This is a genomic window from Pseudomonas sp. IT-196MI5 (genome assembly GCF_949767415.1).
Taxonomy (GTDB): Bacteria; Pseudomonadota; Gammaproteobacteria; order Pseudomonadales; family Pseudomonadaceae; genus Aquipseudomonas.
Window position 1 is genome coordinate 221,293 of record NZ_CATKPZ010000033.1, and the last position, 23,737, is coordinate 245,029.

24 protein-coding genes and 1 pseudogene are annotated in these 23,737 nt (G+C 59.5%); 14 read left to right on the forward strand and 11 right to left on the reverse strand.

Annotated features, from left to right (window positions below; genetic code table 11):
- Window positions 1–2 precede the first annotated feature (2 nt).
- A complete protein-coding gene (locus ACM6IK_RS19430; protein WP_007975156.1) occupies window positions 3–356 on the reverse strand; it encodes a YkgJ family cysteine cluster protein in 354 nt (117 codons plus the stop codon).
- A gap of 147 nt (window positions 357–503) precedes the next feature.
- Between ACM6IK_RS19430 and ACM6IK_RS19435 the strand changes: the two genes are divergently transcribed.
- Window positions 504–1,811, forward strand: coding sequence for an NAD(P)/FAD-dependent oxidoreductase (locus ACM6IK_RS19435; RefSeq protein ID WP_414875628.1), 1,308 nt, complete (start codon window positions 504–506; stop codon window positions 1,809–1,811).
- Between the two features lie 143 nt (window positions 1,812–1,954).
- On the opposite strand, the gene ACM6IK_RS19440 is transcribed toward ACM6IK_RS19435, so the two are convergent.
- Window positions 1,955–2,200: a DUF1127 domain-containing protein gene (locus ACM6IK_RS19440; RefSeq protein WP_414875629.1), complete on the reverse strand. Its 246-nt coding sequence runs from the start codon at window positions 2,198–2,200 to the stop codon at window positions 1,955–1,957.
- Window positions 2,201–2,379: 179 nt separating this feature from the next.
- Between ACM6IK_RS19440 and ACM6IK_RS19445 the strand changes: the two genes are divergently transcribed.
- Window positions 2,380–3,813, forward strand: a complete 1,434-nt coding sequence (locus ACM6IK_RS19445) for a PLP-dependent aminotransferase family protein (protein ID WP_218431775.1) — start codon at window positions 2,380–2,382, stop codon at window positions 3,811–3,813.
- Window positions 3,814–3,873: 60 nt separating this feature from the next.
- Window positions 3,874–5,448, forward strand: coding sequence for a phospholipase D family protein (locus ACM6IK_RS19450; protein ID WP_414875630.1), 1,575 nt, complete (start codon window positions 3,874–3,876; stop codon window positions 5,446–5,448).
- Between the two features lie 92 nt (window positions 5,449–5,540).
- On the opposite strand, the gene ACM6IK_RS19455 is transcribed toward ACM6IK_RS19450, so the two are convergent.
- Together ACM6IK_RS19455 and ACM6IK_RS19460 are read right to left on the reverse strand one after the other, a co-directional pair.
- Window positions 5,541–6,683 (reverse strand): MFS transporter, encoded by a 1,143-nt coding sequence (locus ACM6IK_RS19455; protein ID WP_414875631.1) that lies wholly within the window; start codon window positions 6,681–6,683, stop codon window positions 5,541–5,543.
- Window positions 6,684–6,870: 187 nt separating this feature from the next.
- Entirely contained in the window at window positions 6,871–8,364 is a 1,494-nt protein-coding gene (locus ACM6IK_RS19460) for an aldehyde dehydrogenase (protein ID WP_007996504.1), read from the reverse strand.
- 234 nt (window positions 8,365–8,598) lie between these two features.
- On the opposite strand from ACM6IK_RS19460, the gene ACM6IK_RS19465 reads away from it, so the two are divergent.
- Both ACM6IK_RS19465 and ACM6IK_RS19470 read left to right on the forward strand, forming a co-directional pair.
- Window positions 8,599–8,961 (forward strand): cupin domain-containing protein, encoded by a 363-nt coding sequence (locus ACM6IK_RS19465; RefSeq protein WP_223544733.1) that lies wholly within the window; start codon window positions 8,599–8,601, stop codon window positions 8,959–8,961.
- Window positions 8,962–9,113: 152 nt separating this feature from the next.
- Window positions 9,114–9,332: a peptidase inhibitor gene (locus ACM6IK_RS19470; protein WP_414875632.1), complete on the forward strand. Its 219-nt coding sequence runs from the start codon at window positions 9,114–9,116 to the stop codon at window positions 9,330–9,332.
- 74 nt (window positions 9,333–9,406) lie between these two features.
- Here ACM6IK_RS19470 and rpmG read toward each other — a convergent pair whose 3' ends face one another.
- Together rpmG and rpmB are read right to left on the reverse strand one after the other, a co-directional pair.
- Window positions 9,407–9,562 carry a 50S ribosomal protein L33 gene (gene rpmG, locus ACM6IK_RS19475; RefSeq protein ID WP_003177274.1) on the reverse strand — a complete coding sequence of 52 codons (156 nt, stop codon included), beginning with the start codon at window positions 9,560–9,562 and terminating at the stop codon, window positions 9,407–9,409.
- An 11-nt stretch (window positions 9,563–9,573) separates the two neighbouring features.
- Entirely contained in the window at window positions 9,574–9,807 is a 234-nt protein-coding gene (gene rpmB / locus ACM6IK_RS19480) for a 50S ribosomal protein L28 (protein ID WP_007975166.1), read from the reverse strand.
- Between the two features lie 446 nt (window positions 9,808–10,253).
- Between rpmB and ACM6IK_RS19485 the strand changes: the two genes are divergently transcribed.
- On the forward strand, window positions 10,254–11,840 hold the full coding sequence (locus ACM6IK_RS19485; protein WP_414875633.1) for an ABC transporter substrate-binding protein: 1,587 nt from the start codon (window positions 10,254–10,256) through the stop codon (window positions 11,838–11,840).
- A gap of 130 nt (window positions 11,841–11,970) precedes the next feature.
- On the opposite strand, the gene radC is transcribed toward ACM6IK_RS19485, so the two are convergent.
- Window positions 11,971–12,645 carry a RadC family protein gene (radC, locus tag ACM6IK_RS19490; protein WP_218431783.1) on the reverse strand — a complete coding sequence of 225 codons (675 nt, stop codon included), beginning with the start codon at window positions 12,643–12,645 and terminating at the stop codon, window positions 11,971–11,973.
- A 135-nt stretch (window positions 12,646–12,780) separates the two neighbouring features.
- Here radC and coaBC point away from each other — a divergent pair, with 135 nt between their 5' ends.
- The 4 genes and pseudogenes from coaBC (at window position 12,781) to argB (ending at window position 17,016) form a co-directional block, all read left to right on the forward strand.
- Window positions 12,781–13,989, forward strand: a complete 1,209-nt coding sequence (gene coaBC / locus ACM6IK_RS19495) for a bifunctional phosphopantothenoylcysteine decarboxylase/phosphopantothenate--cysteine ligase CoaBC (RefSeq protein ID WP_414875634.1) — start codon at window positions 12,781–12,783, stop codon at window positions 13,987–13,989.
- A 5-nt stretch (window positions 13,990–13,994) separates the two neighbouring features.
- Complete coding sequence (gene dut, locus ACM6IK_RS19500) at window positions 13,995–14,450, forward strand: dUTP diphosphatase (protein WP_007975171.1); 456 nt, start codon at window positions 13,995–13,997, stop codon at window positions 14,448–14,450.
- A gap of 266 nt (window positions 14,451–14,716) precedes the next feature.
- Window positions 14,717–16,093: pseudogene (locus tag ACM6IK_RS19505) on the forward strand (phosphomannomutase/phosphoglucomutase); the annotation flags it as partial.
- A gap of 17 nt (window positions 16,094–16,110) precedes the next feature.
- Window positions 16,111–17,016, forward strand: a complete 906-nt coding sequence (gene argB / locus ACM6IK_RS19510) for an acetylglutamate kinase (RefSeq protein ID WP_008047078.1) — start codon at window positions 16,111–16,113, stop codon at window positions 17,014–17,016.
- A 185-nt stretch (window positions 17,017–17,201) separates the two neighbouring features.
- Here argB and pyrE read toward each other — a convergent pair whose 3' ends face one another.
- A complete protein-coding gene (gene pyrE / locus ACM6IK_RS19515; RefSeq protein ID WP_008047079.1) occupies window positions 17,202–17,846 on the reverse strand; it encodes an orotate phosphoribosyltransferase in 645 nt (214 codons plus the stop codon).
- Window positions 17,847–17,927: 81 nt separating this feature from the next.
- Here pyrE and ACM6IK_RS19520 point away from each other — a divergent pair, with 81 nt between their 5' ends.
- A complete protein-coding gene (locus ACM6IK_RS19520; RefSeq protein ID WP_003176915.1) occupies window positions 17,928–18,707 on the forward strand; it encodes an exodeoxyribonuclease III in 780 nt (259 codons plus the stop codon).
- 107 nt (window positions 18,708–18,814) lie between these two features.
- Here the strand turns inward: ACM6IK_RS19520 and gltS are convergent, their stop codons facing one another.
- From gltS to rph, 3 genes are all read right to left on the reverse strand, one after another.
- Complete coding sequence (gltS, locus tag ACM6IK_RS19525) at window positions 18,815–20,023, reverse strand: sodium/glutamate symporter (protein WP_414875635.1); 1,209 nt, start codon at window positions 20,021–20,023, stop codon at window positions 18,815–18,817.
- A 383-nt stretch (window positions 20,024–20,406) separates the two neighbouring features.
- Window positions 20,407–20,775 (reverse strand): DUF4870 domain-containing protein, encoded by a 369-nt coding sequence (locus ACM6IK_RS19530; RefSeq protein WP_007996522.1) that lies wholly within the window; start codon window positions 20,773–20,775, stop codon window positions 20,407–20,409.
- Between the two features lie 28 nt (window positions 20,776–20,803).
- Window positions 20,804–21,526: a ribonuclease PH gene (gene rph / locus ACM6IK_RS19535; protein WP_414875636.1), complete on the reverse strand. Its 723-nt coding sequence runs from the start codon at window positions 21,524–21,526 to the stop codon at window positions 20,804–20,806.
- 268 nt (window positions 21,527–21,794) lie between these two features.
- On the opposite strand from rph, the gene ACM6IK_RS19540 reads away from it, so the two are divergent.
- The 3 genes from ACM6IK_RS19540 (at window position 21,795) to rpoZ (ending at window position 23,722) form a co-directional block, all read left to right on the forward strand.
- Window positions 21,795–22,658, forward strand: coding sequence for a YicC/YloC family endoribonuclease (locus tag ACM6IK_RS19540; protein WP_115948392.1), 864 nt, complete (start codon window positions 21,795–21,797; stop codon window positions 22,656–22,658).
- A 12-nt stretch (window positions 22,659–22,670) separates the two neighbouring features.
- Window positions 22,671–23,291: a guanylate kinase gene (gene gmk, locus ACM6IK_RS19545; protein ID WP_414875637.1), complete on the forward strand. Its 621-nt coding sequence runs from the start codon at window positions 22,671–22,673 to the stop codon at window positions 23,289–23,291.
- A gap of 167 nt (window positions 23,292–23,458) precedes the next feature.
- A complete protein-coding gene (gene rpoZ, locus ACM6IK_RS19550) occupies window positions 23,459–23,722 on the forward strand; it encodes a DNA-directed RNA polymerase subunit omega (protein ID WP_007921129.1) in 264 nt (87 codons plus the stop codon).
- Window positions 23,723–23,737 lie beyond the last annotated feature (15 nt).

The following is a 23,737-nucleotide window of genomic DNA, read 5'->3' on the forward strand; positions in this document are numbered from 1 at the left end:
TTTTAAACCAACACCTGCCGAGTGCTGGCCATGTATTCGAACACCTGCTTCTCCACCCGTGGATGAATCAGCTCCACCGGCCCCCGCCCATTGGGGCACGGCAAGGTCTTGGTGGTACCGAATAACCGGCAGATCAGCGGCCGCTCGTCATACACGGTGCAACCATTCGGCCCCAGATGCACACAGTTGAGTTCTTCCATGGCGGCATCCTGCTCGGCGCGGGTCTTGCGTGGCAGGCGCGACATTTCTTCCGGCGAGGTGGTCACCGGCCCGCAGCAGTCATGGCAGCCGGGCACGCACTCGAACGAGGGAATCTGCTGGCGCAGGGTACGGATTGTCTGGCTGTTGCAGCTCATTGAAGCGGTGACCAAAAGCGGAATAGAGCGCGATTCTGACGCAAAAGCTCCGATCCAGACAGCACCAGCCGACCAATGTTGCCCGCCCGGAAAGGTCCGGCTTATGCTCCGCCAGGTTTTCCAATCGCAAGAATCAGGAACACGCACATGAATGCCCGTGCTCAACAGCCTGCCCTGAACCACACCGCTTCCTACTACGCCGCCAGCAGCCTGCCGCAGCCCGAACTTGCGGCGCTCAAAGGCGAAGTGCTGGCCGATGTCTGTGTAGTGGGCGGCGGGTTTTCGGGGTTGAACACGGCGCTTGAGCTGGCCGAGCGTGGCCTTAGCGTGGTGTTGCTTGAAGCCCATAAAATTGGTTGGGGCGCCAGCGGACGCAATGGCGGGCAGTTGATTCGCGGCGTCGGCCACGGCCTCGATCAATTCACCAACATCATCGGCGTCGAAGGCGTGCGGCAGATGAAACTCATGGGCCTGGAAGCCGTGGAAATCGTCCGGCAACGGGTCGAGCGCTTCCAGATCCCCTGCGACCTGACCTGGGGTTACTGCGACCTCGCCAACAAGCCCCGTGACCTTGAAGGTTTCGCCGAGGATGCCGAAGAACTGCGCAGCCTCGGTTATCGCTACGAAACCCGCTTGCTGCAAGCCAATGAGATGCACACCGTGGTCGGCTCCACGCGCTATGTGGGTGGCCTGATCGACATGGGGTCGGGGCACCTGCACCCTCTGAACCTGGCCCTGGGCGAAGCCACAGCGGCACAACGACTGGGGGTCCGGTTGTTCGAGCAGTCGGCCGTGACCCACATCGACTATGGTCCCGAGGTCAAGGTCCATACCGCCGAAGGCTCGGTGCGCGCCAAAACCCTGGTGTTGGGCTGCAATGCCTACCTCAACGACCTCAATCCGCAACTCAGCGGCAAAGTCCTGCCCGCCGGCAGCTACATCATCGCCACCGAACCATTGAGCGAAGAACTGGCCCATGCCCTGCTACCGCAGAACATGGCGGTCTGTGACCAGCGGGTGGCGCTGGACTACTACCGGCTCTCGGCAGACCGGCGCCTGCTGTTTGGCGGTGCCTGCCATTACTCAGGCCGCGACCCGAAAGACATCGCCGCGTACATGCGCCCGAAAATGCTCGAGGTTTTCCCGCAGTTGAGCGCAGTGAAGATCGATTACCAATGGGGCGGCATGATCGGCATCGGCGCCAATCGCCTGCCGCAGATCGGACGACTCAAGGACCAGCCGAACGTGTACTACGCCCAGGCCTATTCCGGCCATGGCGTGAATACCACGCACCTGGCCGGCAAGCTACTGGCCGAAGCTATCAGCGGCCAGCACAGCGGCGGCTTCGATCTGTTTGCCAAGGTGCCGCATATCACCTTCCCCGGCGGCAAGCATTTGCGTTCGCCGTTGCTGGCGTTGGGGATGTTGTGGCATCGGCTTAAAGAGTTGGTCTGAAGGTTTAGCTGGGCCTGTACCGGCGCCATCGCGAGCAAGCTCGCTCCCACAGTGTTTGGCGGTGTTCACAAGATTTGCGTTCACCACCGTTCCTTGTGGGAGCGAGCTTGCTCGCGATGAGGCCTTGAAGAACGCCGCCAAAATCAGATCCGCCAGAAAGGCTTCAGCCCCTCCTCTTGCGCCCTCTCCCGCGTCAGCCCGATATCCTTGAGCTGATCGGCCGTCAGGGCCAGCAAGGCCTTGCGCGTGTGCAGGCGACGCCAGAACTGGTCCCAACGACTCTGGCCGGACAAGGCATTGCGCATGCTCGCCTCCCGCGCGCCGTTGTTCTGCTCTGCCGCCATTTCCTGACTGTGTAACGTCAGCCGCACATCGCTCAAACCGTTCATCTTGGATGCTCCTGTTTACTTGGGTAGCCAGAGGTTCCATGATGCGCGGGCGGCAAAAAGCATTACAGATTCAAAGCTACTGTATTAACTCCATACAGCTTTGCCGATTCCGCCACTGAATCCCGATTTTTTGCCAGATCTGTACCGGTTATCCGAATCACCCTCATCGAGGCTGCACCATGACCCTATACGTCAACCTCGCCGAGTTGCTCGGCACGCGTATCGAACAGGGCTTCTATCGCCCCGGTGACCGACTGCCTTCGGTACGGGCGCTGAGCGTCGAGCACGGCGTCAGCCTGAGTACGGTGCAGCAGGCCTATCGGGTGCTGGAAGACAGCGGGCTGGCCATGCCACGGCCCAAGTCCGGGTACTTCGTTCCTGCCAGTCGCGAATTGCCTGATTTGCCGGCGGTCGGTCGCCCGGCCCAGCGCCCGGTGGACATCTCTCAATGGGATCAGGTGCTGGAATTGATCCGCGCCGTGCCGCGCAAAGACGTGGTGCAACTGGGGCGCGGCATGCCGGATATCACCAGTGCGACCATGAAGCCGCTGCTGCGCGACCTGGCGCGAATCAGCCGGCGGCAGGACATGCCCGGCCTGTATTACGACAACATCCACGGCAACCTCGAACTGCGCGAACAGATCGCTCGCCTGATGCTCGATTCCGGCTGCCAACTGAGCGCCAGCGAACTGGTGGTCACCACTGGATGCCATGAAGCGCTGTCCACCAGCGTTCGCGCGATTTGCGAACCCGGCGACATTGTCGCGGTGGACTCGCCGAGCTTTCACGGTGCGATGCAGACCCTCAAGGGCCTGGGCCTGAAAGCCCTGGAAATCCCCACCGATCCGCTGACCGGCATCAGCCTCGAAGCGCTGGAACTGGCCCTGGAGCAGTGGCCGATAAAGGTCATACAGTTGACCCCCAACTGCAACAACCCGCTGGGCTACATCATGCCGGAGTCGCGCAAACGCGCGCTGTTGACGCTTGCACAACGGTTTGACGTGGCGATCATCGAGGACGATGTGTATGGCGAACTGGCCTATACCTATCCACGCCCACGCACGATCAAATCCTTTGACGAGGACGGTCGTGTCCTGTTGTGCAGTTCGTTTTCCAAGACCCTGGCGCCGGGCCTGCGCATCGGTTGGGTCGCGCCCGGTCGCTATCTGGAACGGGTGCTGCACATGAAATACATCAGTACCGGATCCACCGCGCCACAGCCGCAGATCGCCATCGCCGAATTCCTTAAAGGTGGCCACTTCGAACCGCATTTGCGCCGAATGCGCACGCAATACCAGCGTAATCGCGACATGATGATCGACTGGGTGACCCGCTATTTCCCGGCCGGCACCCGCGCCAGTCGCCCACAAGGCAGCTTCATGCTGTGGGTCGAACTACCTGAAGGTTTCGACACCCTGAAACTGAATCGTGCATTGCACGACCAAGGCGTACAGATTGCCGTGGGCAGCATTTTTTCCGCCTCGGGCAAGTACCGCAATTGCCTGCGCATGAACTACGCTGCCAAACCAACACCGCAGATCGAAGACGCAGTGCGCAAGGTCGGTGCGACAGCGATCAAACTGCTGGCGGAAACCGATCAGCTCAGCGACTGACTTTTATTCGGGAATCAGCGTCCATATGCCTATCTGCGCCGCCAAACGGAACGATCCTACGTGAGAGCCAGACAGCCCCTGCTTGCTCTTCTGCTGCTCGCCACGCTCCTGGGCGGTTGCTCCAGCTTCGACGTTCAGCGTGTGCCGAGCCAGGCGCTGCCAGCTTCAGACTCCGCATTCGGTCGCTCGGTCCAGGCACAGGCTGCACCTTACAAGGGCCAATCGGGTTTTCGCCTGCTATCGGACAGCACCGAGGCCTTCACCGCCCGTGCCGAACTGATCCGCAACGCCCAAAGCAGCCTCGACTTGCAGTACTACATCGTGCACGACGGCATCAGCACGCGCATGTTGATCGAGGAATTGCTAAAGGCCGCCGACCGGGGCGTGCGGGTGCGGGTACTGCTCGACGATACCGCCAGCGACGGCCTGGACCGCGTCATCGCCACCCTCGCCGCGCACCCGAAAATTCAGATCCGCGTGTTCAATCCGCTGAATCTTGGTCGCAGCACCGGCGTGACCCGTACCGTGGGCCGGCTGTTCAATCTGTCGCAACAACATCGACGCATGCACAACAAGCTGTTGCTGGCGGACAACAGCATGGCCATCGTCGGCGGACGCAATCTGGGTGACGAGTATTACGATGCCAAGCCCAACATGAATTTCACTGACATCGACATGCTCAGTGTCGGTCCGGTTGCCGAGCAACTCGGGCACAGTTTCGACCAGTACTGGAACAGCGCCCTGAGTAAACCGATCGACGAATTCCTGTCGCGCAAACCTACCCCCCAGGACCTGGAAAACACCCGCGCCCGACTGGAAGAGTCCCTGGCGCAAGCACGCAAACAGAATCACGCGCTGTACAAACACTTGATGACCTTCACCACGCACCCGCGCCTGGACATCTGGCGCCGCGAACTGATCTGGGCCTGGAACCAGGCATTGTGGGACGCGCCGAGCAAGGTACTGGCCAAGGGCGAGCCCGATCCGCAGTTGCTCCTGACCACGCAACTTGCACCTGAACTCAATAACGTCAGCAAAGAGCTGATCTTGATCTCAGCCTACTTCGTTCCCGGCCAACCGGGGCTGGTGTACCTGACCGGGCGCGCCGACGCTGGCGTTTCGGTGAGTTTGCTGACCAATTCACTGGAAGCCACGGACGTACCCGCTGTACACGGTGGTTACGCACCCTATCGCAGGGCGCTGCTGGAGCACGGCGTGAAGCTGTACGAATTGCGTCGCCAACCGGGCGAGGAAGGCGGCAGCGGTAGCGGGCCGCATCTGTTTTCCAGCAACGCCCATTACGGCTCTGAATCCAGTCTGCACAGCAAGGCGATGATCTTCGACCAGCAGAAATCCTTTATCGGCTCATTCAATTTCGACCCGCGCTCGGTACTGTGGAACACCGAAGTCGGCGTGCTGGTGGACAGTCCGGAGTTAGCCGTACGGGTCCGTGAACTGGCGCTGCAGGGTATGGCGCCGCCCCTGAGTTATCAGGTGGCGCTGGAAAACGGTCAGATCGTCTGGACCACCGAAGACGATGGAAAAATGCACACCCTGACCAAGGAGCCAGGGAGTTCGTGGCGGCGATTCAATGCGTGGCTGAGCAATACGGTTGGGCTGGAGCGGATGCTGTAGAACCCTCAAAAGATCGCAGCCTTCGGCAGCTCTTACATTGAATTGCGATCCCCTGTGAGCTGCCGAAGGCTGCGATCTTTTTATCTTTTGAGCTATGCCGGTTGCGCGACACCAAACGCCCCTTGCCGCGACACCACAATCAGCACGCCCAGGGCCCCCACCGCCATCAGCAATGGCAACGCATGACCGCTGATCCACTGGCTGCCGGCGCCCGCCAACAGCGGCCCGACCAGACAACCAATCCCCCACAGCTGGGCGATGTGGGCGTTAGCCCGCACCAGCGCATCGTCGCGATAACGCTCGCCGATCAGGATCAACGACAAGGTGAATAACCCGCCAGCGCTGGCGCCGAACAACACCCACAGCGGCCAGATCAGCAGCGTGTCGATCAGCATCGGAATCGCCAGACTCGACAGCAGCAAAACGACTGCGCAGCCGGTAAACAATGCACGGCGCGACAAGCGATCGGCCAACGCACCAATCGGCAATTGCAGCACTGCATCGCCGACCACCACCGTACTGACCATCGCCAGGGCGATCTCCGTGGTGAAGCCCTGGCGCAGGCAATAGACCGGCAACAGCGTCAGAATCATCGCCTCGAACGCGGCGAACAGCGACACCGCCCAGGCGATCGCCGGCAGGCCACGGCAGAACTCAAGCAAATCACGCAGGGTCACGCTGCTGGCCTCGCTGCTCGGCGCACCACTGCGCCCCAGCAACAGAAACGGAGCAGCCATCAGCAAACCGACGCCGACCCAAAAACCATAATCGTGCTCAGTGCCAAGCAAGCCCAGCAACACCGGCCCGGCCAGCTGACTCAGTGCGTAGCTGCTGCCATACAGCGCCACCAGCCGCCCGCGCCATTGCTCGACCACCAGTTGATTGATCCAGCTTTCACCGATGATGAATACGAGGGTCAGGATCACCCCGATCATCAGCCGCAGCACCAACCAGATCGGATAGCTCGGCAACAGCGCCAGCAAGCCGATCGAAACCGCCCCGGCCCACAGGCACAGGCGCATCAGATTGGCCGTGCCGAATCGCGCCGCCAGATGGCTGGAGATTTTCGCCCCCAGCAGGACACCGATGGCCGGCATCGCCGCCATCACGCCAATGGCAAACGAGCCATAGCCCCAGTTCTCCAGACGAAACGACACCAGCGGCATGCTGACACCCAGGGCCAGGCCGACACTCAGGACAGATGCCAAAACGGCGAAATAAGTCGCCCAACGCATGTTCCACACTCCTGTGGATATTTTTATGTACAACACAAAATACTGTGGGAGCGAGCTTGCTCGCGATGGCGGTACAACATTCAACATTGAAGTCGACTGTTACACCGCTATCGCGAGCAAGCTCGCTCCCACAGGGGATCTGCATCGTTAAGGAGCCCGGCTTAAACCTCCGAGCTCCCTCACCGACTTACAACTTGATCCAGGTCGCCTTCAGCTCGGTGTACTTGTCGAAAGCATGCAGCGATTTGTCGCGACCGTTGCCGGACTGCTTGAAGCCACCGAACGGTGCGGTCATATCGCCGCCATCGTACTGGTTGACCCACACGCTACCGGCACGCAGTGCGCGGGCAGTGAGGTGGGCCTTGGAAATGTCGGCCGTCCAGACCGCAGCGGCCAGGCCGTACGGCGTGTCGTTGGCGATCGCGATGGCTTCTTCGGCGCTGTCGAATGCGATGACCGACAGTACCGGGCCGAAGATTTCTTCCTGGGCGATTTTCATCGCATTGCTCACACCGTCGAAAATCGTCGGCTCAACGTAAGTGCCGCCGGTTTCCTGGAGCGTACGCTTGCCACCGGCCACCAGCTTGGCGCCGTCGGCATGACCGGACTCGATGTAAGAGAGCACGGTGTTCATCTGCTGGGTATCGACCAGCGCGCCAACATTGGTCGCCGGGTCCAGCGGATTGCCCGGCTTCCAGGTTTTCAGCGCTTCGATCACCAGCGGCAGGAATTTATCCTTGATCGAACGCTCCACCAGCAGCCGCGAACCGGCCGTGCAAACTTCGCCCTGGTTAAAGGCAATGGCACCGGCAGCCGCTTCGGCAGCGTCTTGCAGGTTCGGCGCATCGGCGAACACGATGTTCGGGCTCTTGCCGCCCGCTTCGAGCCAGACGCGCTTCATGTTCGACTCGCCGGAGTAGATCAACAGCTGCTTGGCAATCTTGGTCGAACCGGTGAACACCAGGGTGTCGACGTCGTTGTGCAGGGCCAGGGCCTTGCCGACGGTGTGACCGTAACCCGGCAATACGTTCAGCACGCCTTTCGGGATGCCGGCTTCGACGGCCAGCTCAGCGATGCGAATCGCCGTCAGCGGCGATTTTTCCGACGGTTTGAGGATCACCGAGTTACCGGTGGACAGCGCAGGACCGAGTTTCCAACACGCCATCATCAGCGGGAAGTTCCACGGCACGATGGCGCCGACCACGCCAACCGGCTCACGGGTCACCAGGCCCAGTTGATCATGCGGGGTTGCAGCGACTTCGTCGTAGATCTTGTCGATGGCTTCGCCGCTCCAGCTCAGGGCTTGCGCCGCGCCGGGAACGTCGATGTACAGGGAATCGCTGATTGGCTTGCCCATGTCCAAAGTTTCAAGCAGGGCCAGCTCTTCGGCGTGCTGCTTGAGCAGGCCGGCGAAACGGATCATGGTGGATTTGCGTTTGGTCGGCGCCAGGCGCGACCAGACACCGGAATTGAAGGTGGCGCGGGCGTTTTCCACGGCGCGCTGGGCGTCGGCGGCATCACAGCTGGCAATCTTGCCCAGCAGACGGCCATCGACCGGGCTGATGCACTCGAAGGTCTCGCCGGAAACAGCGTCGGTGTATTCGCCATTGATATAGGCGCGGCCTTCGATTTTCAGGTCGCGGGCACGTTGCTCCCAGTCGGCACGGGTCAGGGTGGTCATGCGAGTGTCCTCCTCTTATTGATACGACACCCGCGTTCTTCGCGGGCGCTGTCAGGAATTCTGCCCGGCAGCCTGCTTATCGGCCCAAGGCATCCACCACCCTAAACCAGCCGCCCATGAAGTTTCAATATATTTGACATAACGCTAGCAAACGGCCTTGCGATGTTCATTTTAATAAACATAGACTTTGGGCTGACCAACCACTCGCGCCGTAAACACGGAGGGATAACAACAATGAACATCCAGAACGTCGTCGACTTCAGCCAGGCCACTACCGAGCCTGAACGCTACCGCCCTGACCCAACCAAAGTGCTCAAGGGCGATCCCGAGCAAGCGGTATACAACCATTACAACAGCCCCTGCGGCCAGTTGAACGCTGGTGTGTGGGAAGGGGCTGTCGGCCAGTGGACGGTGAACTTCACCGAACATGAATACTGCGAAATCGTGCAGGGCGTCTCCGTGCTGCGTGACCTCGATGGCAATGCCAAGACCCTGCGTGTAGGCGATCGCTTCGTGATCCCCGCCGGCTTTCGCGGCACATGGGAAGTGCTGGAGCCGTGCCGCAAGATCTATGTGGCGTTTGAGCAAAAGGCCTGATTCGACACAGCTGGTCACGGTCTCGGTCAGACATGGGTAGTTCGGATGGGCGAAACTTTCGCTGGCACTGCGTTACTTCAGTGTCGATAGTGGCAGCACAGGAAGTGCTGTGCAGCCAGACGTAATCCACCGATATACAGCAAGGAGGCACCATGCCTGACACGACAGATCAATGCGACATTTCGGTCGCTCAATACACCATTGGCCAGCTATACACCCCTGAATTGCTCGAAGAGGTACGTGCCAAGGCCGATGGCGCCCCGGTCCGGGTGACCGGGCCCAAGTTTGCATCCGACCGCAAGCGGGTCCCAGGCCGCATCAGCCTGCTGACCAATGCCGACAAAATCATCGTCAGCATCCAGTGCGGCTAAAAACCTGAAGTTTTTTCCACAAAAAAGGCCCGTATCTCGCGATACGGGCCTTTTTCGTAAGAGGGAAAAATCAATTACTTGATTTTGCCTTCTTTGTAGATCACGTGCTTGCGAACAACCGGATCATATTTCTTGATCTCGATTTTGTCCGGGGTAGTACGCTTGTTCTTGTCGGTAGTGTAGAAGTGACCAGTACCGGCGCTCGAAATCAAACGAATCAATTCACGCATGATTAGCTCCCTTAAACCTTGCCATCGCGGCGAAGTTCGGCCAGCACGACAGTGATGCCACGCTTGTCGATGATACGCATGCCTTTGGCAGATACGCGCAGACGCACAAAACGTTTCTCTTCTTCAACCCAGAAGCGGTGATGCTGCAGGTTCGGCAGGAAACGACGACGGGTTTTGTTGTTTGCGTGGGAAATGTTATTCCCGGTTACCGGACCCTTACCGGTAACTTGACATACTCTAGACATGCCTCAGCCCTCTAAAACCACATGCCCAACCCGGCATGGGTTGGCCGCTTAATCTCTCAGTCATTTGGCGCCAGGCGCCGCGTTTCTTTAGAGGTCTTACCGGCTACACCTACAGTGAAGGAACCGGGCCCCTAGAAAAGAGCGCTGCTTTATACCAGAAAGACTGAAGAGCAACAACATTCAGTGTGCGTTGAAATCACAAAAACCCCGTTTTCCGGGCTCCGAGCCTCTTGGACAAAGGCTATCGTCGATGGCGACCGCTCGTCGCTGAGTATCGCTCACCGAGCCAACCAGGGAGTTTGCTCAACTGCTGCACAGCAAAATCTGGTGCCTATAGTCCCCTTAAAATGAAAAAGGGGATAGTCATTTACAAAAGAGCCCACTAGGGTAAGCCTTTTCCAGACTGCACTTGCAGATGGGCCTTCGATCTGTAAAGGAAGCCGACCATGCGCCTCGCTGCCCTACCGCTATTGCTCGCCCCGCTTCTGCTGAGCCCACAGGCCTTTGCCGCCGCCCTGAGCGTCTGCACCGAGGCCAGCCCTGAAGGGTTCGACGTGGTGCAGTACAACTCGCTGACCACCACCAACGCCTCGGCCGATGTGCTGATGAACCGCCTGGTGGACTTCGACACAGCCAGTGGCAAAGTGGTCGCCAGCCTCGCCGACAGCTGGGAAGTCAGCACCGACGGCCTGACCTACGTCTTCAAGTTGCACCCGCAGGTGAAGTTCCATCGAACGGAGTACTTCACCCCAACGCGTGACCTGAGCGCCGAAGACGTGATTTTCAGCTTCGACCGCATGCTCGACCCGGCCAATGAGTGGCACAAAGTCGCCCAGAGCGGCTTCCCGCATGCGCAATCGATGCAGTTGCCTGCACTGATCAAGAAGATCGACGCCCTTGATCCGCAGACCGTGCGCTTCACCCTCGACCACCCGGATTCGACCTTCCTGGCGACCCTGAGCATGGGCTTCGCCTCGATCTATTCGGCCGAATACGCCGATAAACTGATGAAGGCCGGCACGCCGGAGAAGCTCAACAGCCAGCCGATCGGCACGGGGCCGTTCGTATTCACGCGCTTCCAGAAGGACGCCTCGGTTCGCTACAAAGCCAACCCCGAATACTTCGGCGGCAAACCGTCCGTAGACCCGCTGATCTTCGCCATCACCCCGGATGCCAACGTGCGCCTGCAGAAATTGCGCCGTAACGAATGCCAGATCGCCCTGTCGCCCAAGCCTCTGGACGTACAGGAAGCGCTGAAAGAACCGGCCCTGAAAGTCGTAAAGACTGACGCGTTCATGACCGCATTCGTCGGCATCAACAGCCAGCATCCGCCGCTGGACAAACCAGAAGTGCGTCAGGCCATCAACCTTGCCTTCGACAAGGCCAGCTATGTCAAAGCCGTGTTCGAAGACACCGCCGAGGCGGCCAACGGTCCGTACCCGCCCAACACCTGGAGTTACGCGAAAAACCTGCCGGGCTACCCCCACGACATCGAAAAGGCCAAAGCCTTGATGGCCAAGGCCGGGTTCAAGGACGGCTTCCAGACCACCATCTGGACCCGCCCTTCCGGCAGCCTGCTCAACCCCAACCCGAGCCTCGGTGCGCAACTGCTGCAGTCTGACCTCGCGGAAATCGGCATTCAGGCAGAAATACGTGTGATCGAATGGGGCGAGTTGATCCGCCGCGCCAAGGCCGGTGAACACGACTTGCTGTTCATGGGGTGGGCTGGCGACAACGGCGATCCGGACAACTTCCTCACGCCGCAGTTTTCCTGCGCCGCGGTCAAGTCCGGGACCAACTTCGCCCGTTACTGCAACCAGGATCTGGACAAGCTGATCAGCGCTGGCAAGACCACTGGCGAGCAAGGTGTGCGCAGCAAGCTCTACGAACAGGCGCAGGCGCAGATCCAGCAACAGGCGCTGTGGCTGCCCCTGGCTCACCCGACGGCCTTCGCGCTGACGCGCAAGGATGTCGAGGGGTACTCGGTCAGCCCGTTCGGGCGGCAGGACTACTCCAAGGTCAACATCAAATAACCCGCCATACACAAAACCCTGTAGGAGCGAGCTTGCTCGCGATAAACCCGAGAACGCTGCAGGGTGCCTGACTACCCGCGTTATCGTTCACGACCATCGCGGGCAAGCTCGCTCCTACGGGGGCCATGCACTACATCCACCCATACTCCGCCATCGACAGAGGATCGCCGTCGCCGATGATGAAATGGTCAAGCACCCGCACGTCAATCAACTCCAGCGCCTTTTGCAGGCGCTTGGTCAGCACCCGGTCGGACTGACTGGGGTCAGTGTTGCCCGAAGGATGGTTGTGGCAGAGGATCAATGCCGCTGCGTTGTTGGCCAAGGCGCGCTTGACCACCTCTCGCGGATGAACACTGGTGTTGTCGATGGAGCCGCGAAACAGCGTCTCAAACGTCAGCACCTGATGCTTGGAATCGAGAAACAGGCAGCCAAATACCTCGTGCGGCTCGTGTCGCAGCATCGATTTCAGGTACTCGCGAACCGCGTGAGGATTCTCCAGTGCCGATTTTTGGCGCGCACGCTCGGCCAGATGACGCCTGCTCATTTCTTGCGCAGCCTGCAACTGTGCAAATTTCGCCGGTCCAAGCCCCAATTGCTTGCTGAACGTTTCCTGATCGGCCTCAAGCAGCAAACGCAGGCTGCCAAACTGATTCAACAGGTGTCTTGCCAAATCTACGGCACTTTTACCTACCACGCCTGTGCGTAAAAAGATCGCCAGCAGTTCGGCATCCGAAAGGCTTCCCGCGCCCTGTTCAAGCAACCTCTCCCGCGGCCGTTCCGCCGCCGGCCAATCGCGAATACTCATAGCACCTCCCTGTCTGTGGGCGCCGCTGTTCCGTAGCGGTCGCTGTGATATCGTAGCCCATCTTTTTTGCGGGCGAATTCACTCTGGGGAGGGGGTTTCGCCACGTATGTCACCAACGAATTGAAAGGCAGGCCTATGCAGCGGCTGTATCGGAAACGCATTGTTCTGGGCGTCGGCGGCGGTATCGCTGCCTACAAGAGCGCCGACCTGGTTCGCCGCCTGATCGATCAGGGCGCCGAAGTGCGCGTGGTCATGACCCGTGGCGGCGCAGAGTTCATCACCCCGCTGACCATGCAGGCCCTGTCCGGGCACCCGGTCCACCTGGACCTGCTGGACCCTGCGGCCGAAGCGGCCATGGGCCACATCGAGCTGGCCAAATGGGCCGACCTCGTGCTGATCGCCCCCGCCACGGCGGACCTGATCGCCCGCCTGGCCCAAGGCATTGCCGATGACCTGCTGACCACGCTGGTGCTGGCCACCGACGCGGTGGTCGCCGTTGCGCCGGCAATGAACCAGGCGATGTGGCGCGACCCGGCGACCCAGGCCAACCTGCAAACCCTCGAAAGTCGCGACATCAAGGTCTTTGGTCCGGCATCCGGCAGCCAGGCCTGTGGCGACGTTGGCCTGGGGCGCATGCTCGAAGCCCTTGACCTGGCCCAGTGCGCTGCCGACTGCTTCCAGCGCCAGGCGCTGACCGGTAAACACGTGCTGATCACGGCCGGCCCGACCCAGGAAAACATCGACCCGGTGCGCTATATCACCAACCACAGCTCCGGGAAAATGGGCTTTGCCCTGGCCGAAGCCGCCGTGGAAGCCGGCGCCCGCGTAACCCTGATTACCGGCCCGGTGCATCTGCCGACCCCGGATCGCGTCACTCGCATCGATGTAGTCAGCGCCCGCGACATGCTCGCGGCCTGCGAAGCGGCGATCCCTTGTGACCTGTTCATCGCCTCGGCAGCCGTTGCGGACTACCGCCCGGAAGTCGTCGCCCCACAGAAACTCAAGAAAGATCCTACGAACGGCGACGGCTTGTTGCTACAGATGGTGCGTAACCCGGACATCCTGGCCACCATCGCCACCCGCCTCGACCGCCCGTTCAGTGTCGGTTTCGCCGCCGAAACCGAACACCTGCTCGATTACGCTGCGCGCAAGCTGAAAGACAAGAACCTCGATTTGATCGTCGCCAACGACGTCGCCAACCCGAGCATTGGCTTCAACAGCGAAGAAAACGCCTGCAGCGTCATCGACCGCGAGCTTCACGCCACACTTTTCGCCCAGACCAGCAAGAGCAAGATTGCTCGCCAACTGATCACTTTTATCGCCGAACGTCTGAACCAGGTTTAATTTACATGCACGCTTTGCAAGCCAAGATCCTCGACCCCCGCATCGGTACCGAATTCCCGCTGCCGCAATACGCCACACCGGGCTCCGCCGGCCTCGACCTGCGCGCCATGCTGGAACAGGACACCGTGATCAAGCCGGGTGAAACCGTGCTGATCCCCACGGGCCTGTCGGTCTATATCGGCGACCCGAACCTGGCGGCGCTGATTCTGCCGCGCTCGGGGATGGGCCATAAACACGGCATCGTGCTGGGCAATCTGGTCGGCCTGATCGACTCCGACTACCAAGGCCCATTAATGGTTTCCTGCTGGAACCGTGGCCAGACCGAATTCACCATGCCGGTTGGCGAGCGCCTGGCACAATTGGTGCTGGTGCCAGTGGTGCAGGCTCACTTCGAAATGGTTGAAGAGTTTGTTGAAACCGAGCGCGGTACTGGCGGTTTCGGCCATACCGGTACCCGTTGATCCGGTCACGCTCTTCTTGCGGCGGGGGAACGGACTCCCTCGCCACAAATTTCAAATTGTCATCTGCAAGGTTTAGCGCCGAAAATCAAGGCATTGCCTGGTCAAACCCGTGCCGTCAGGGGCGTCATGGCCCTTTCACACCACGAACTCTCTGTGGAAAACGCCGTCATACCCTTCAGTTTGAACCTGCCACCCAATGAATCGGCGGCCTGTCCAGCCACTTTCGAGATGGAGCATTTCCACAGATGAACACCCCGGCCAAAGTCGCACCCAAGTTCCCTGACAGCATCTTCCGTGCCTACGACATTCGCGGCACCGTTCCGGAATTCCTGAACGCTGAAACCGCTTACTGGATCGGCCGCGCCGTCGGCTCCCAAAGCCTGGCCCAGGGCGAGCCAAACGTGTCCGTCGGTCGCGATGGCCGCTTGTCCGGCCCGGAACTGGTCGCGCAACTGATCAAAGGCATCGCCGACAGCGGCTGCCACGTCAGTGATGTCGGCCTGGTTCCGACTCCGGCGCTCTACTACGCCGCCAACGTACTGGCCGGCAAATCCGGCGTGATGCTCACCGGCAGCCACAACCCGTCGAACTACAACGGCTTCAAGATCGTCATCGCTGGCGACACCCTGGCCAACGAACAGATCCAGGCCCTGCACGACCGCCTCAAGACCAACAACCTGAGCTGCGGCCAGGGCAGCATCACCCAGGTCGAGATCCTCGACCGCTACACCACCGAAATCGTCCAGGACATCAAGCTGGCCCGGCGCCTGAAAGTGGTCGTCGACTGCGGTAACGGCGCGGCCGGCGTGATCGCCCCGCAACTGATCGAAGCGCTGAACTGCGAAGTCATCCCGCTGTTCTGCGAAGTGGACGGCAACTTCCCGAACCACCATCCGGACCCGGGCAAGCCTGAAAACCTCGTGGACCTGATCGCCAAGGTCAAGGAAACCAACGCTGACATCGGCCTGGCCTTCGACGGCGATGGCGACCGCGTCGGCGTGGTGACCAACACCGGCAGCATCGTCTACCCGGACCGCCTGCTGATGCTGTTCGCCCGCGACGTCGTGGCGCGCAACCCGGGCGCCGAAATCATCTTCGACGTCAAATGCACCCGCCGCCTGATTCCGCTGATCAAGGAATACGGCGGCCGGTCGTTAATGTGGAAGACCGGTCACTCGTTGATCAAAAAGAAAATGAAACAATCCGGCGCCCTGCTGGCTGGCGAAATGAGCGGGCACATCTTTTTCAAGGAGCGCTGGTTCGGTTTCGACGACGGCATTTACAGCGCCGCACGCTTGCTGGAGATCCTCAGCAAGGAAAAATCCTCGGCCGAAGAGTTGTTCGCGACCTTCCCGAACGATATTTCTACGCCGGAAATCAATATCCATGTGACCGAAGAGAGCAAATTCAGCATCATTGATGCATTGCACGATGCGCAGTGGGGCGAAGGCGCTGACCTGACCACCATTGACGGCGTGCGAGTCGACTATGCCAAAGGCTGGGGCCTGGTACGCGCATCCAACACCACACCGGTGCTGGTGCTGCGTTTCGAGGCCGATGACGAGGCTGAACTGCAACGCATCAAGGATGTGTTCCGCATCCAGCTCAAGCGCGTTGCACCTGATCTCCAACTACCGTTCTGATTCACCCGGAGCCCTGAATGACCCTCGAACGCGAAGCCGCCGCCAACACCGCCAAGGTCCTGTCCGAAGCGCTGCCTTACATCCGCCGTTATGTCGGCAAGACACTGGTGATCAAATACGGCGGCAACGCGATGGAAAGCGAGGAGCTGAAAACCGGCTTCGCCCGCGACATCGTGCTGATGAAGGCCGTGGGCATCAACCCGGTGGTAGTTCACGGTGGCGGCCCGCAAATCGGTGACCTGCTCAAGCGCCTGTCGATCGAGAGCCATTTCGTCGACGGCATGCGCGTCACCGACGCTGCGACCATGGACGTGGTGGAAATGGTCCTCGGCGGCCAGGTCAACAAGGACATCGTCAACCTGATCAACCGTCATGGCGGCAGCGCCATCGGCCTGACCGGTAAAGATGCCGAGCTGATTCGCGCGAAGAAGCTCACCGTCACCCGCCAGACCCCAGAGATGACCACCCCGGAAATCATCGACATTGGCCATGTGGGCGAAGTGGTCGGGATCAATACCGATCTGCTGAACCTGCTGGTCAAGGGCGATTTCATTCCGGTGATCGCGCCAATCGGCGTCGGCGCCAACGGCGAGTCGTACAACATCAACGCCGACCTGGTGGCCGGTAAAGTCGCCGAAGCGTTGAAAGCCGAGAAGCTGATGCTGCTGACCAACATCGCTGGCCTGATGGACAAGTCGGGCACGGTCCTGACCGGCCTGACAACCCAGCAAGTCGACGACCTGATCGCCGACGGCACCATCTACGGCGGCATGCTGCCGAAGATCCGTTGCGCACTGGAAGCGGTCCAGGGTGGCGTGGGCAGCTCGCTGATCATCGACGGGCGCGTGCCGAACGCGATCCTGCTGGAAATCTTCACCGATACCGGCGTGGGCACCCTGATCAGCAATCGCAAGCGTCCTTAAGCGATAGCGCAAACAAGAAGACCCCGCTCGGCCTGGCTGAGCGGGGTCTTTTTCATACGGCGACAAACTTGTGGGAGCGGCGGTGCGGCGAGCCGACTTGCCCGCGATAGCAATCTATCAGCCAACATCCCTGTCGACTGACACTACGTCATCGCGGGCAAGCCCGCTCCCACAGGGATTTGTGGTCAGACACCAAACTGCGCGCGGTAGGCTTCCACGGCCGGCAGATGCTGCTTGAGCTGCGGATCATCCGCCAGGAATTCCAGCACCTGGTTCAGTGAAACGATGCTGATCACCGGAATGCCGAAGTCACGCTCGACTTCCTGGATCGCCGACAACTCGCCGTTGCCACGTTCCTGACGGTTCAGGGCGATCAGCACGCCGGCAGCCTTGGCGCCATCCTGGGAGGCGATGATCTGCATCACCTCACGGATCGCGGTGCCAGCGGTGATTACGTCATCGATGATCAGCACATCGCCGGTCAACGGTGCGCCGACCAGGCTGCCGCCTTCGCCATGGGCCTTGGCTTCCTTGCGGTTGAAGCACCATGGCAGGTCACGGTTGTGATGCTCGGCCAGTGCCACGGCGGTGGTCGCGGCCAACGGGATGCCTTTGTAGGCCGGTCCAAACAGCACGTCGAACGCAATGCCGCTCTCGGCAATGGCAGCGGCGTAGAAACGCCCCAGCTGCGCCAGGGCCGAACCCGAGTTGAACAGGCCCGCATTGAAGAAGTATGGACTGGTGCGCCCGGACTTCAGGGTGAACTCACCGAAGCGCAAAACGCCGCGATCGATGGCAAAACGGATGAAATCGCGCTGATACGCTTGCATGAAAAAACCCCAAATACCACGGATTTAGCTAATTAGCTTGACGCCGTGTATCATACACGCACGCGATTTTTGGGGCCATTTATGCGGATCATCAGTGTGAACGTCAATGGTATTCAGGCTGCAGTCGAGCGTGGTTTGCTCAGTTGGCTGCAGGCACAGAATGCCGACGTCATCTGCCTGCAGGACACCCGTGCCTCCGCCTTTGAACTGGATGACCCAGCCTTCCAACTGGATGGCTACTTCCTTTATGCCTGCGATGCTGAAGTCCCTGCCCAAGGCGGTGTGGCTTTGTATTCGCGGTTGCAACCGAAGGCTGTCATCAGCGGTCTCGGTTTCGAGACGGCCGACCGCTACGGGCGCTACCTGCAAGCCGATTTCGACAAGGTCAGCATCGCGACCTTGCTGCTCCCTTCGGGGCAGAACGGCGATGAAGACTTGAACCAGAAGTTCAAGCTAATGGACGACTTCGCCCGTTATCTGGATAAACAGCGACGCAAACGTCGCGAGTACATTTATTGTGGCTCGCTGTACGTGGCGCAACAGAAGCTGGATATCAAGAACTGGCGCGACAGCCAGCAATCTCCGGGCTTCCTGGCACCTGAACGTGCCTGGATGGACGAGATTGTCGGCAACATGGGTTATGTCGACGCCCTGCGCGAAGTCAGCCGTGAAGGTGACCAGTACAGCTGGTGGCCGGATAACGAACAGGCGGAGATGCTCAACCTCGGTTGGCGCTTCGACTATCAGCTACTGACCCCGGGCCTGCGCCGCTTCGTGCGTAGCGCACGCTTGCCACGCCAGCCGCGGTTCTCGCAACACGCGCCACTGATCGTGGACTACGACTGGACGCTGACGATCTAAGTGATTTTTCACTGAGCAGCCTGATAGACAGTCAAAGAAAATGCCCGTATCGCAAGATACGGGCATTTTTTATGTGTTCTATCCAGGAATGCCCAGTGATCTGAACCTCAAGCCGCGGCGAAAAACGGCAGTGCAAGGTACAACTTGATCACGATCACATTAATGATGTCGATGAAGAAAGCCCCCACCATTGGCACCACCAGGAACGCTATCTGCGAAGGTCCGTAGCGCTGTGTCACCGCTTGCATGTTAGCGATGGCCGTTGGCGTGGCACCCAGTCCAAAACCGCAGTGCCCTGCCGCCAGTACAGCCGCATCGTAGTTACTGCCCATCACCCTGAACGTCACAAAAATCGCGAACAGTGCCATGACCAGCGTTTGCGCAGCCAGGATGATGAAGATCGGCAATGCCAGTGCAGCCAGATCCCACAGCTTGAGTGACATCAGAGCGATCGCCAGAAACAGCGACAAGCTGACATTCCCCAGTACGGAGACTTCACGCTCAAATACCTGATACAAACCAAGTGCAGAAAGCCCATTGCGTAAAACAACACCCACGAACAAGACGCAAACGAACGTCGGCAACTCAAATGCGCTTCCGAGGAGCAGTCCATTCAGAAGAGTACCCGCCAGTAAGCTGACGGCGATCAGCGCAAGTGTCTCGATAAACGAAAAGGGTGTGATCGAGCGCTCTTTGTTTGGCTGCTCAAACCCCTTTGGCACCCGTGGCTTTTCTTGTTCAAGGCAGCCAGGTACTTGTACACGCGTCATGAGCAGGCGAGCGACCGGCCCACCAATCAAACCGCCCAGCACCAATCCAAACGTCGCAGAGGCCATCGCAAGCTCGGAGGCAGAAGCCAGACCGTACTTCTCACTGAACGTCGCCCCCCACGCGGCGCCCGTACCGTGACCGCCGGCCAAAGTAACCGAGCCTGTCAACAGGCCCATCAAAGGATCGAGCCCCAAGAAACTTGCGAGACCGATACCCATGGCATTCTGGACCAATAGAAGCCCGGTGACTGCCAGTATAAAAACAACCACTACGCGCCCGCCTTTCTTCAAGCTGGCGAAGTCTGCGCTCAAGCCAATGGTGGCGAAGAACGCCAACATCAAGGGAGTCTGCAATGAAGTATCAAATCGGACTTCAACATCAAGGCCGCGCAAAGCCAGGAGAACCAAGGCAACCACCAAGCCGCCTGCTACAGGTTCGGGGATATTGTAGGCGCGTAAAAAGCCGACACGCATGACAAGTCCACGCCCCAGCAAAAGTACTAAAGAGGCGGCGACAAGTGTTCCGTAAAAATCGAGCTGAAGCATTTGGGATATTCTTGCTTTTACATTCAGGGGCGAACTTTTTACCTGGAAACGCCTCTTGAACAGGTTGATCCATCTCAACACTGACTAGTATTGAATTCAGAGGCCGTCAATGGTCCGAATATATCGAAATATTTCTTTATAAATATTACTTGCAGCAACTCTATCAATCGCCAAGTCTCATTGCCAAGCATGCAAGCCGTACTGAGCCTTGCAGTTTGTGACTAAACGTGTAAGAAATTTTATTTGCACGAATGAACTTCGTTTGAATAACGAGCGACCATGTACGCAACATTAGAGATTAATCTGATTGCAAAAATACAAATGCCCCGACATGTCGGGGCATTTGTATTGAACGGCGCTTAAAACAGCACCAGCGTCCTGGCTTACTTGATCAACCGCCAGGTGAACGGATACCGATAAGGCTGCCCTTCATTGGCCTTCACCCCGGCAATGATCGTCAGCACCAGCGCACCGATCGCGATCAGGCCAAACAGGAAGAACCCGATAATCACCACCATCAGCAAGAAGCAAATGGCCGAGGCAATGGCGACGGAGATCTGAAAGTTCAGCGCTTCCTTGCCCTGGGCATCGATGAATGGGTCCATCTCGCGCTTCATCTGCCAGAGAATCAGCGGGCCGATGATCGTGCCAAACGGAATCCAGATCCCCAGCAAGGCGGACAAGTGGCAAAACATGGCCCACTGACGCACCTCTTGGCTCGGCGTGGGCAGTGGCAGTTGCTCGTCACTCATGGCGTCCTCCTTGCCTGGAGCAGTCCGGTCAGTCGGCCAATGCGGCCTTTTGCAGTTCGAAGATCTCGTTCATGCCTTTCTTCGCCAGCTCGAGCATGGCGTTCAACTCTTCAGGCTGGAACGGCGCGCCTTCGGCAGTGCCCTGGACTTCGATGAAACCACCAGTGCTGGTCATCACCACGTTCAGGTCCGTCTCGGCGGCCGAGTCTTCCAGGTAGTCGAGGTCAAGCACAGGCTCACCCTTGTACATGCCCACGGAAACAGCAGCGATCATCTGCTTGACCGGGTCACCACCCTTCAGACCGCCACGCTTCTTGATGACTTTCAAGGCATCGATCAGCGCAACCATGGAGCCGGTGATCGAAGCCGTGCGGGTGCCGCCATCGGCCTGGATCACGTCGCAGTCGACGTACAGGGTGACGTCACCCAGCTTCGACATGTCCAGCGCAGCGCGCAGGGAGCGACCGATCAGACGCTGGATTTCCAGGGTGCGACCGCCTTGCTTGCCACGGCTGGCTTCACGCTGGTTACGCTCGCCGGTAGCGCGCGGCAGCATGCCGTACTCGGCTGTCAACCAACCCTGGCCCTGGCCTTTCAGGAAACGCGGTACGCCCGGTTCAACGCTGACAGTGCAGATGACCTTGGTATCACCGAACTCGACCAGCACAGAACCCTCGGCGTGCTTGGTGTAGTTGCGGGTGATGCGGATCGAGCGGAGCTGATCGGCAGCGCGACCACTTGGACGTATCATAGGGAGTACCTGTACTGGGGACGGAAAACTGCGGAGCATTATAGAGCCGCCGGCCGCCACTGGGCACATCTAAAAAATTCCGCCGACGACCGAGGGCTCTGCACCGCACGTCGGCGAAGGCCTGCCGCTCTTTGTCACACCGTGTGTTTGGGCGCATCCGCGCCACTGCGCTACAATCCTGCGCCTTTGCTGCCAGTCGGCTTTAATTCATTGATATCGGATTCCCGGAACCTCGGTTCTGTGCCGATCTGCCTTGTGAGGTACCGCCATGGTGCACAGCATGACCGCCTTCGCCCGCGTCGAAAACGCCGGCGTCCAGGGCACCCTGAGCTGGGAGCTGCGGTCGGTCAACAGCCGCTACCTGGAACCCCACCTGCGCCTGCCGGAGTCCTTTCGCGACCTCGAGGGCGCTGTTCGTGAAGCCCTGCGCCAAGGTATATCGCGGGGCAAGCTCGAATGCACCCTGCGCTTCACTGAAGAAAACACCGGCAAAGCGCTGCAAATTGATCAGGAGCGTGCCGCGCAACTGGTCGCCGCCGCCGAGACCATCGCCAGCCTGATCAAGAACCCGGCTGCGCTGAACCCGCTGGAAGTCCTGGCCTGGCCCGGCGTACTGGTAGGGGACGCTATCGACCCGCAAGCCTTGAACGCCGAAGCGCTGGCACTGTTCAATCAGGGCCTCAAGGAGCTGAAGGCCGGCCGCGAGCGCGAAGGCGCGGAGTTGGCGCGGCTGATCAACGAGCGTCTGACATCCATCGAAGACGACGTGGTGACTTTGCGCGAACTGGTCCCGCAAATGCTCGCCACCCAGCGCCAGAAAGTCCTCGACCGCTTCGCCGACATGAAGGCCGAGATGGACCCGCAGCGCCTCGAGCAGGAAATGGTCATGCTCGCGCAAAAAAGCGACGTCGCCGAAGAACTGGATCGCCTGAGCACCCACATCATCGAAGTTCGCCGGGTGCTCAAATCCGGCGGCGCAGCCGGTCGGCGCCTGGACTTCCTGATGCAGGAACTCAACCGCGAAGCCAACACACTGGGCTCCAAAGCCTTTGACCCGCGCAGCACCCAGGCTGCGGTCAACCTCAAGGTGTTGATCGAGCAGATGCGCGAACAAGTGCAGAATATTGAGTAAGGCTACCCCGACATGACACACAGCACCGGCACCCTGTACATCATTTCCGCCCCTTCGGGCGCGGGCAAGAGCAGTCTGGTCAAGGCCCTGACCGACGCCGATCCGGAGATCCGCGTCTCGGTCTCCCACACCACCCGCGCCATGCGTCCCGGTGAAGTGAATGGCGTGAACTATCACTTCGTCGACCGTAGCGAGTTCGTGAAGATGATCGAGCACGGGGATTTCCTCGAGCGCGCCGAAGTGTTTGGCAATCTCTACGGAACTTCGCAAAGCCACCTGCAGCAGACTCTGGACGAAGGCCACGACCTGATTCTGGAAATCGACTGGCAAGGTGCCGAGCAAGTGCGCAAGCTGATGCCTCAGGCCCGCTCGATCTTCATTCTGCCGCCGTCATTGCAGGCCCTGCACCAGCGCCTGACCAATCGCGGCCAGGACAGTGACGAGATCATTGACGGCCGGATGCGTGAAGCCGTCAGCGAAATGAGCCACTATGTCGACTACGACTACTTGATCATCAACGACGATTTCGCCCACGCACTGCACGATCTGAAGGCGATTTTTCGCGCCAATCAGCTGATTCAGAAGCGCCAGCAGCAGCGCAACGGCAAATTGCTGGCTGAATTGCTCGGTTAATCAGCTCTTCCCAAAACCGCTGCAAGGGCTTTACATTGGCACTTGCAGCGCGTTGAAGGGCTTGGTCAAAAAATCAGCGCTTCCCTAATCGCTGGTGATTTTTTAAACTGTTGAGTCCGCTCGCCCATCCGGGCAGCGCGCATATTGCATTTGCTACGAGGAAGACCATGGCCCGCGTAACCGTTGAAGACTGCCTAGAACACGTGGATAACCGCTTTGAGCTGGTCATGCTCTCTACCAAGCGTGCCCGTCAACTGGCCACCGGCGGCAAAGAGCCGAAAGTAGCATGGGAAAATGACAAGCCTACCGTCGTCGCCCTGCGCGAAATCGCTGAAGGCCTGATCGACTACGCAGCTATCGCTGAAGCCGAAATTGTTGAAGATGAACCGCTTTTTGCTGCATTCGAGGACGAGTCCAACGAGGCCGTCTAAGCCTATGCCTGGTCG

Coding starts and splice junctions, on each gene's coding strand:
- ACM6IK_RS19430 (WP_007975156.1), bottom strand. CDS start 356: ATGAGCTGCAACAGCCAGACAATCCGTACCCTGCGCCAGCAGATTCCC.
- ACM6IK_RS19435 (WP_414875628.1), top strand. CDS start 504: ATGAATGCCCGTGCTCAACAGCCTGCCCTGAACCACACCGCTTCCTAC.
- ACM6IK_RS19440 (WP_414875629.1), bottom strand. CDS start 2,200: ATGAACGGTTTGAGCGATGTGCGGCTGACGTTACACAGTCAGGAAATG.
- ACM6IK_RS19445 (WP_218431775.1), top strand. CDS start 2,380: ATGACCCTATACGTCAACCTCGCCGAGTTGCTCGGCACGCGTATCGAA.
- ACM6IK_RS19455 (WP_414875631.1), bottom strand. CDS start 6,683: ATGCGTTGGGCGACTTATTTCGCCGTTTTGGCATCTGTCCTGAGTGTC.
- ACM6IK_RS19460 (WP_007996504.1), bottom strand. CDS start 8,364: ATGACCACCCTGACCCGTGCCGACTGGGAGCAACGTGCCCGCGACCTG.
- ACM6IK_RS19465 (WP_223544733.1), top strand. CDS start 8,599: ATGAACATCCAGAACGTCGTCGACTTCAGCCAGGCCACTACCGAGCCT.
- ACM6IK_RS19470 (WP_414875632.1), top strand. CDS start 9,114: ATGCCTGACACGACAGATCAATGCGACATTTCGGTCGCTCAATACACC.
- rpmG (WP_003177274.1), bottom strand. CDS start 9,562: ATGCGTGAATTGATTCGTTTGATTTCGAGCGCCGGTACTGGTCACTTC.
- rpmB (WP_007975166.1), bottom strand. CDS start 9,807: ATGTCTAGAGTATGTCAAGTTACCGGTAAGGGTCCGGTAACCGGGAAT.
- ACM6IK_RS19485 (WP_414875633.1), top strand. CDS start 10,254: ATGCGCCTCGCTGCCCTACCGCTATTGCTCGCCCCGCTTCTGCTGAGC.
- radC (WP_218431783.1), bottom strand. CDS start 12,645: ATGAGTATTCGCGATTGGCCGGCGGCGGAACGGCCGCGGGAGAGGTTG.
- coaBC (WP_414875634.1), top strand. CDS start 12,781: ATGCAGCGGCTGTATCGGAAACGCATTGTTCTGGGCGTCGGCGGCGGT.
- dut (WP_007975171.1), top strand. CDS start 13,995: ATGCACGCTTTGCAAGCCAAGATCCTCGACCCCCGCATCGGTACCGAA.
- argB (WP_008047078.1), top strand. CDS start 16,111: ATGACCCTCGAACGCGAAGCCGCCGCCAACACCGCCAAGGTCCTGTCC.
- pyrE (WP_008047079.1), bottom strand. CDS start 17,846: ATGCAAGCGTATCAGCGCGATTTCATCCGTTTTGCCATCGATCGCGGC.
- ACM6IK_RS19520 (WP_003176915.1), top strand. CDS start 17,928: ATGCGGATCATCAGTGTGAACGTCAATGGTATTCAGGCTGCAGTCGAG.
- gltS (WP_414875635.1), bottom strand. CDS start 20,023: ATGCTTCAGCTCGATTTTTACGGAACACTTGTCGCCGCCTCTTTAGTA.
- ACM6IK_RS19530 (WP_007996522.1), bottom strand. CDS start 20,775: ATGAGTGACGAGCAACTGCCACTGCCCACGCCGAGCCAAGAGGTGCGT.
- rph (WP_414875636.1), bottom strand. CDS start 21,526: ATGATACGTCCAAGTGGTCGCGCTGCCGATCAGCTCCGCTCGATCCGC.
- ACM6IK_RS19540 (WP_115948392.1), top strand. CDS start 21,795: ATGGTGCACAGCATGACCGCCTTCGCCCGCGTCGAAAACGCCGGCGTC.
- gmk (WP_414875637.1), top strand. CDS start 22,671: ATGACACACAGCACCGGCACCCTGTACATCATTTCCGCCCCTTCGGGC.
- rpoZ (WP_007921129.1), top strand. CDS start 23,459: ATGGCCCGCGTAACCGTTGAAGACTGCCTAGAACACGTGGATAACCGC.